The sequence below is a fragment of the uncultured Turicibacter sp. genome (genome assembly GCF_938044715.1).
Taxonomy (GTDB): Bacteria; Bacillota_I; Bacilli_A; order MOL361; family Turicibacteraceae; genus Turicibacter; species Turicibacter sanguinis.
Genome location: NZ_CALIOS010000150.1, coordinates 1 through 7,950, shown reverse-complemented (window position 1 = coordinate 7,950; position 7,950 = coordinate 1). Strand labels below are relative to the sequence as shown.

Annotated in this window: 6 protein-coding genes; 5 read left to right on the top strand and 1 reads right to left on the bottom strand. The window is 30.5% G+C overall.

Translation table 11 applies throughout. The annotated features are described in order from the left end of the window. Positions 1–147: 147 nt before the first annotated feature. Positions 148–822, bottom strand: coding sequence for a DUF624 domain-containing protein (locus QWC74_RS14765; protein WP_006783978.1), 675 nt, complete (start codon positions 820–822; stop codon positions 148–150). A gap of 263 nt (positions 823–1,085) precedes the next feature. Here QWC74_RS14765 and QWC74_RS14760 point away from each other — a divergent pair, with 263 nt between their 5' ends. The 5 genes from QWC74_RS14760 to QWC74_RS14740 all read left to right on the top strand — a co-directional run. Next, on the top strand, positions 1,086–2,837 hold the full coding sequence (locus QWC74_RS14760; RefSeq protein WP_006783979.1) for a sensor histidine kinase: 1,752 nt from the start codon (positions 1,086–1,088) through the stop codon (positions 2,835–2,837). Continuing rightward, on the top strand, positions 2,834–4,354 hold the full coding sequence (locus QWC74_RS14755; RefSeq protein WP_006783980.1) for a response regulator transcription factor: 1,521 nt from the start codon (positions 2,834–2,836) through the stop codon (positions 4,352–4,354). The genes QWC74_RS14760 and QWC74_RS14755 overlap by 4 nt, the downstream gene beginning before the upstream one ends. A 196-nt stretch (positions 4,355–4,550) precedes the next feature. Beyond that, positions 4,551–5,504, top strand: coding sequence for a sugar ABC transporter permease (locus QWC74_RS14750; protein WP_006783981.1), 954 nt, complete (start codon positions 4,551–4,553; stop codon positions 5,502–5,504). Between the two features lie 19 nt (positions 5,505–5,523). Continuing rightward, on the top strand, positions 5,524–6,534 hold the full coding sequence (locus tag QWC74_RS14745; protein ID WP_006783982.1) for a carbohydrate ABC transporter permease: 1,011 nt from the start codon (positions 5,524–5,526) through the stop codon (positions 6,532–6,534). A gap of 503 nt (positions 6,535–7,037) precedes the next feature. After that, positions 7,038–7,950: glycoside hydrolase family 125 protein (locus QWC74_RS14740; RefSeq protein WP_288994302.1), on the top strand; the 913-nt coding region annotated here is incomplete at its 3' end.

Below are 7,950 nucleotides of genomic sequence, written 5' to 3'. Positions count from 1 at the left end.
GGAATTAAATATACAATTGAAGGTAACTTAGAATTAATTAAAACATGTTAAAAAAATGGGACTGAAAATGATTAGCTTTCAGTCCCATTTTTATTAGAGAATCCAAAAAAGCCTTGATTAGAAATGAGAATCAAGGCTTTTTTAAATTTAGTTGTTAGAGATGGTTTCTAATTCTTCTATTAGGAATCGATTTGAAAAGACAAATAAGAAAGCAAGTAAACTAGTAATAAATAAGAAAGTCACAGCAGGGCTGATTTCAAATAAAACTAGCGCAGCAAGGAAAATTAGAATATTGGTTATGGCGAGTAGTGGTTTTTTAAAAATAAGAATGAGTGCATTTCTTAAAATATTTAATGCATTATTTGAAAATAGACTAATGAGTAATGAAATAAACGGTGTCATTAATAATAGGATAATTAAGAGTCCTAAGAATAAGCAACTAACAATGGTATTATTATAAGCTGACTTGAAGAAAACAATATTTGAGTATAAAGCAAAGATAAAAATTAACTCAACAAACCAAATGAGTAAACTTTGTTTAAAGTTAAGCAAGAACCCTTTTTTAAAATCAGATAGGAGATTAAATCCTTTATTTTTTAATAGTTTACGCATACAGTAAACTAGAATGTTAAATGCAGGCATTGTTGGAATTAAGCAGAGTAAAAATAAAGGTAGATAAGTGGAAATCTTGCTGATTCCAACCAATAAGAAAAATAGAATAATAGGTATATTTAAGAGCATAAAAAGTAAGTTCAAGACAAGGAATGAAAAAATATAATTACAAATATCAAACAATTTATTAAAGTTGAAGTATTCTGACATCGTTAATCCCCCTTTTAATCATCACCATAATCAGTATTGTAAAAAAAATCAAACGTTTTCAATACTGTCATAGGAAAAATATACTCATTTATCGTAGAATTTAATAGTGTATTTTTCATATTTTTGATTTAAAAATTATAGAATGTTTAGATAATGGAAAAAATAGCGCATACAAAAAAAGGATGACAAATAGATAGAATATCTTTAAAATATAAATTGGGTACCACTAGGTATAGCTAAAAGCATATAAAGGAGGGGGAGATATGCTAGCTAAAAAATCGATGCTATACAATAACTTATTTTTAACTTATTCATTAGTTATCATTTGTTTGATAGGGGGGTTCGATCTTTATTTAATTAATTATGTGGTGTCTGAAAGTAAAAGTAACCGAATATCATTAGGGGAACAGCTTGGATATAACGCCAATGAACTACTCAAAGAGATTGAAAACTCTAATAAATTCATTGTCAGTTCAATGTATTACGATTATATGTTATTGAATGATATCATTTATTTTCTAAATAATCATTCGAATGATTATTTAAAAAATAAATTAGATAGTTTCTCAGGCAGTAATCATTTTACCTATAATGGTGTTGAAAGGTTTGTGGCCAGTGCATTTATTTCGAATAATAAGGTAGAAAATATTATATTTTTAAGTGAAAAACTGAATGAAGTTAGATCATTTAATCATGATAATCAGATTTATATTGAAAAAATAGAAAATTATGAGACAGTGATTCAGAAGTTACCGGAACTTTTTTTCTCGGAAAATAAACTGTATCACGTGAACTCAATTAATAATCCAGATACATTAGTAGAAGAAGGAAAATTAATTGTGGTTTACGATTTATCTGAAGTGAATAATATTGTTGCGAAGTATGGAGCTAATTATAATCTTTGTATTTATGATGAACAGTATCAAACGGCCTATCTCCCTGAAGACAAGTCAGAAGAGCCATCAAAGGAAAGTTTATTAGCTTTGAGCGACTTAAAAGAAGGAGAAGAATATAAAATTCCCGGAAATCATCAAAGTTTATTTAAAACTAAATTTTCTGATGAGTTAAGTGTCATTACGGCAATCTCAATGCAAAACTTAATTGAAGCGCCACAGATTTTTTATTCATCGATACTTTTACTTGATTTATTTTTAATCTTTGTTAGTGCAGTCATTTTAAAGTGGAAATTAGAAAAATTGACAAGAAGGACAGATGCTATCCTAGAGGTGATGGAGGAAGTTAAAGAAGGAAATCTTAAAGTTAAAATTCCAATTGGAGATGAAATGGATGAAATTAGCTATATCTCACAGAATTTTAATGAGATGTGTAGTGAGCTCGATCGCTATATTAATAAAAGTTATTTAGCTGAAATTAATCAAAAGAAAGCGGAGATGATTGCTCTCCAAAATCAGATTAATCCCCATTTTTTATATAATACGCTAGAGTGTATTCGGATGAAGGCTGTTTGTAATGGGGATAAAGATGTCGGGAAAATGTTATATAATTTATCCTTTTTATTTAGAAAACAGGTTAAAGATCATAATTTTATCACTTTAGAAAGTGAACTTGAGTATTGTACTCGTTACATGGAAATCTTTAAGTTTAGGTATCGTGAGAAATTTGATTTTAAGATTAATTGTCCAGATGAATTACTAGATAATGAAATGATCAAATTTGCGATACAACCCTTAATTGAAAATTATTTTATGCATGGAATTAAATTGGAAGAGACTAATAATTTTATTGAGATTAATGTCAGTAAAGAATCTGAGAATATTAAAGTTATCATTGATGATAATGGAAAAGGAATCCCACCAGAGAAGTTAACACAGCTCAATGAAAGTCTGACAGGTGAATTATGCAGAAATACAGCGAATCAATCCATAGGAATTATTAATGCTCATGCACGAATCGTTGGAGCATATGGTGAAGGTTATGGAGTTCAATTAGATAATAATAGTAAGGGTGCAAGGGTCGTCATTATGATTCCTTGCAAAAGGGGGCCTAATGTATGAAAAAAGTTATGTTAGTTGATGATGAAATTTTTATTACGGAAGGATTAATGTCAATTATTGATTGGAAAGCACTAGGGCTTGAAGTCGTTCAATCTGCTGAAAATGGTGAAGAAGCGATTAGAAAGTTTAAAGATAATCCAGTCGATATTATTGTAACAGATATCAATATGCCAGTTAAAACAGGCTTAGAGTTAGTTCAAGAAATTAATGAGATGGGCAAGAAGGTAAAATTCATTCTCTTAAGTGGTTATGATGAATTTGCCTATGCTAAAAAAGCAATTGAATATGGGGTTGAAAATTATCTTTTAAAACCAGTTGATGAAGAAGAATTAGAAGTAGCGTTAAAAAAATTAGTAGATAATATCGCGAAGGAGAAAGAATTTATTAATAGAGGGTTAGATAAAACAGGAAAGTTACTAGCCTTTTTAAATGGAAAGTATGATGTGAAAGAAGTCATTGGAATAAAAGATGATATGTATGTTGATTTTTATAAAGAAAAATATACGGTCACGAATATTTTCATTAATGGTAAAAAGGATAAAGAGGTATATATTAATATTAATCCGATTGTTGAGTCAGTGTTTAAAAGTCAGTGTGAAGTGTTGTATCAATTTGATGGGCAAATTATAGTGATTAATAGCTGGGATAAAGAGAAGACTGATGATGAAATCTTAGAGGAGTATCGAGAACTAAGAGATTTACTGCAAACTGAGCTAAAGTATGATATTTTCATTTCAGTAGGATCAAGTGTCAATATGATTGATGATTTACGCAAAAGTTATATGGTGGCTAAAAAGTTGAAGAAGTATATGTTGACTGAAGGGATGAATCGTGTTGTTAACGAAAAGATGATTTCGGTTATTAAACATAAAGATGTGAAGTTTAGGGATGAAATCGAGCAAATCAATAAGTTAATGATTGAAAAAAATAGCGCAGCGTTAAAAGTTTACGTTGATGAAGTTTTTGAGAATAAAGAATTAACGCCTAAGAATATTTATGATTTTTCAATTAAGGTTGTTTTGCTGATGGATAAGGTTAAAGAAGAGTTTAAGGTGGATAAAAAATACACACGAGAAAGTTTGAGTGATACGATTATTGAGTTATGTCATGAGAATACGCGAGAAAGTATTAAGACATTTATTTTAAGTGAGTTAGACGAGTTTATGGAAGTGATGACACAGGATACGATAAAGTATAGTCCTGTTGTGCAACAAATCGTGAATACGATTAATGAGAGATACTATGAAGAACTAAGCTTAAAAACATTGGCATATCAATATAACATTAATAGCTCTTATTTAGGACAAATTTTTAATAAGGAAGTTGGATGTTCATTCTCGGATTATTTGAATAAAACGAAGAATATGAAAGCTAAGGAGCTCATTTTAGAAACGAATATGAAAATTAATGATATTGCTAAGGAAGTTGGCTATACAGATTCAAGTTATTTTTATCGTAAGTTTAAAAAGTTCTTTGGTGTCTCACCATCGACGTTAAGGGAAATGAAAAACTATTAATAAATAAAGCTAGAGGTTTTAGAGGCAAGGAATTCAATTTTTTGCTTTGTTAAAATCTCTAGCTTTTTTTAATCAAATTTGTTACGAACTAAAATTAGTACATTAAACCTAAGAATTTTCATCTATTAAACTAAATTCTATATATGGTATATTTTAATCAAGCCAGATAAGCGTTTACATAGGAGGGGGATAGAGTATGGCCGATGAAGTAAAAGTTAAAAAGAAAAACTCTAGATGGAAAAAGTTCAAAGATAACAAGGAGTTATTAGGCTTGACAATACCTGGAACACTTTGGTTTATAGCGTTTGCTTACTTACCTATGTTCGGAATCTTAATAGCATTTAAAGATTGGAGAATTCATGGTGGATTCTTTGAAAGTTTAATTAAGAGTGAATTTGTAGGATTAAAGAATTTTGAGTTCTTATTTAAAAGTACTGATGCATGGGTTATTACTAGAAATACAGTAGCTTATAACTTAGTTTTCATTGTTTTAGGGATTGTACTTCCAGTAACGTTAGCTATTTTACTTAAAGAGTTACTAAATAAAAAATTATCTAAGTTTTATCAGAGTGCGATGTTCTTACCATATTTCTTATCATGGGTTATCGTAAGTTACTGTTTATACACATTCTTAAGTCCTGAAAAAGGATTAGTAAATACGATGTTAAGATCATTTGGACAAGACGGAATCTCTTGGTACACTGAGGCGAAATATTGGCCGTTCATTATTATCTTTATGAGTCAGTGGAAAGGAATTGGATATGGAACAGTTGTTTATTTAGCTTCAATTTGTGGAATCGATAAATCATTATACGAAGCCTCAATGATTGATGGAGCTTCAAAATGGCAACAGGTTAAATACATTACCATTCCATTATTAAAGCCAGTTATGATTATCATGTTCATTACAGCAGTAGGTGGAATGTTTAGATCAGACTTTGGATTGTTCTATCAATTACCTAAAAACTCAGGGGCGTTATATCCTGTTACAAACGTTATCGACACGTATGTATATCGTGGATTAACAAACTTAGGAAATATCGGTATGAGTTCAGCTGCAGCTTTATATCAGTCATTTGTTGGATTAATCTTAATTCTTGGAACAAATGCTATTGTTAGAAAAGTAGACGAAGAGAATGCATTCTTCTAAAAAAGGTGGTGTATTAAAGATGGAGATTATCAAAGAAAATAAATTTCAACAACAAGAAGAGGTAGTTCTTGAAGAAAAAAAATCATTTTTCAAAAGAATCTTTTTAGCAAAAGATGAGGAGAAAAATAAATTCAATTCAATTTCAAAACCAGCTAATATTGCGCTAAATATTTTATTTGGGGCGCTTGCGGCAATGTGTATTATTCCATTTATATTTGTTATCATCATCTCTTTTACCAGTGAACAAAGTCTTCAAATGAATGGATATAAATTCTGGCCAGAAGAGTGGAGCTTAAATGCTTATAAATATATCTTTGGAGCTGGAGGAACAGGGCCTCAAATATTTAAAGCATATGGAATTACAATTTTAGTTACCATTAGCGGGACTTTACTTGGTCTTGTTATTATGACAAGTTTTGCTTATGCTTTATCAAGAAAGAACTTCGCTTATCGAAAATTCTTTACAAAACTAATTTTCATCCCAATGTTATTCTCAGGGGGGATGGTAGCTTCATACCTTGTAAATACACGATTCCTTGGAATTAAAAATACGTTATGGGCATTAATCCTACCTATTTGTGTTAGCTCATTCCACATTATCATTTTAAGAACGTTCTTTAAAACAACAGTTCCAGATGCTATTGTTGAATCAGCTAAAATTGATGGGGCTTCAGAACTTACGGTATTTACACGAATTGTATTACCAATATCACTTCCAGCCATTGCAACAATTGGATTATTCTTAACACTAGGATTTTGGAATGACTGGTTCAATGCGATGCTTTATATCGATAGAAGTGCATTAGTTCCGCTACAATATTTATTAATTAAGATTGAGGGAACAATGGAATTCTTAGCTAATAATGCTGCTATGCTTGGAACGGATGGGGTAAGTGTAGCTAACAATTTACCAAAAGATACAGCAAAAATGGCCATTGTTGTAATCACAACATTACCAATCGTATTTGCGTATCCATTCTTCCAAAAATATTTCGTAAGTGGACTTACAGTAGGGGCAGTAAAAGAATAGTTAGAAGTCAAATACATTAAATCGCCCTGTTTAAAATAGCATGATAAATTAAAATCCTAGTTGCTTAGCCACTAGGATTTTAATTTTTAATATTCTAACTTTTATGATGCTTCATAGATAAATGAAATGGTTAGGAAAGGATTTTTACGTACTAGTCTATTGTGTAATCCAGCCATTTAATATTTTTTATTCAGTTTTAAATTTCAGACATTGGAATCTCATACAAACAGAAAAATAATTCATAAATTTATATTTAATCCCTTTTATCATTAAGATGGATTAGAAGTCTTCTACGTGTAAAAAGCTTATTTAGACTAATATATGTTTTGTACACTATATGTAGAATAAAGCAAGTTGAAAATAAATGATAGCGGTGTTATTGTCTAACTAGAAGATTAAAGAAGATAAAGATAAAAGTTTTCATGTGAGAGGGGCTATTTCAGGTGATAGAAATTCGCTATTAGCAAAGATGAAAACTTTAAATATAGGAAAGGAAGAGTAGGATGGAAAAACAATTACCACAATCAATGCAAAATCTAATTAAACAGGTGGAAGAGAAATTAGGGGATGATCAACAGTTAATTCAAATGTTTAAAAACTGTTATACGAATACGTTAGATACGACAGTTAAAAAGATGGATGATGGAACGACGTACGTTATTACAGGAGATATTCCGGCCATGTGGTTACGAGATTCAGTTTGTCAATTACGTCCTTATTATGTTTTAGCGCAAGAAGATCCTGAAATTACAAAATTAATTGAGGGATTAGTTCGCCGTCAAATGATGTATATTTTATTAAACCCTTATGCAAACGCTTTTAATGAGGCTGATAACGGGAATTGTTGGGAACAAGATGAAACTGATATGTCGGGATGGATTTGGGAAGCAAAATACGAAATTGATTCATTATGTTTCCCGCTACAAATGGCGTATCTATTATGGAAAAATACTGGAACAACTTCTCACTTTGATGAGACATTCAAAGAAGCAGCTTATAAAATTCTTGAAGTTTGGCGTACAGAGCAAGATCATGAAAATCAATCGCCTTATCGCTTTGTTAGAAAAGATTGCTACTACACAGATACATTATCACGTGATGGTAAAGGGGCATTAGTTAAGTCAAACATTGGTTTAACATGGTCAGGATTTAGACCAAGTGATGATGCGTGTATGTATGGTTATTTAATTCCATCTAACATGTTTGCGGTTGTTGTTCTAAATTACTTAGTTGAAATTGCAACTGAAATTTTAAATGATGAAAAATTAGCAGCAGAAGCGAAAGCTTTAGCGGTTGAAATTCGTGAAGCAATTGAAACGTATGGAACGATTGAACATTACAAGTTTGGAAAAGTTTATGCTTATGAAGTGGATGGATTTGGACAATACAATTTAATGGATGACGCGAATTTACCAA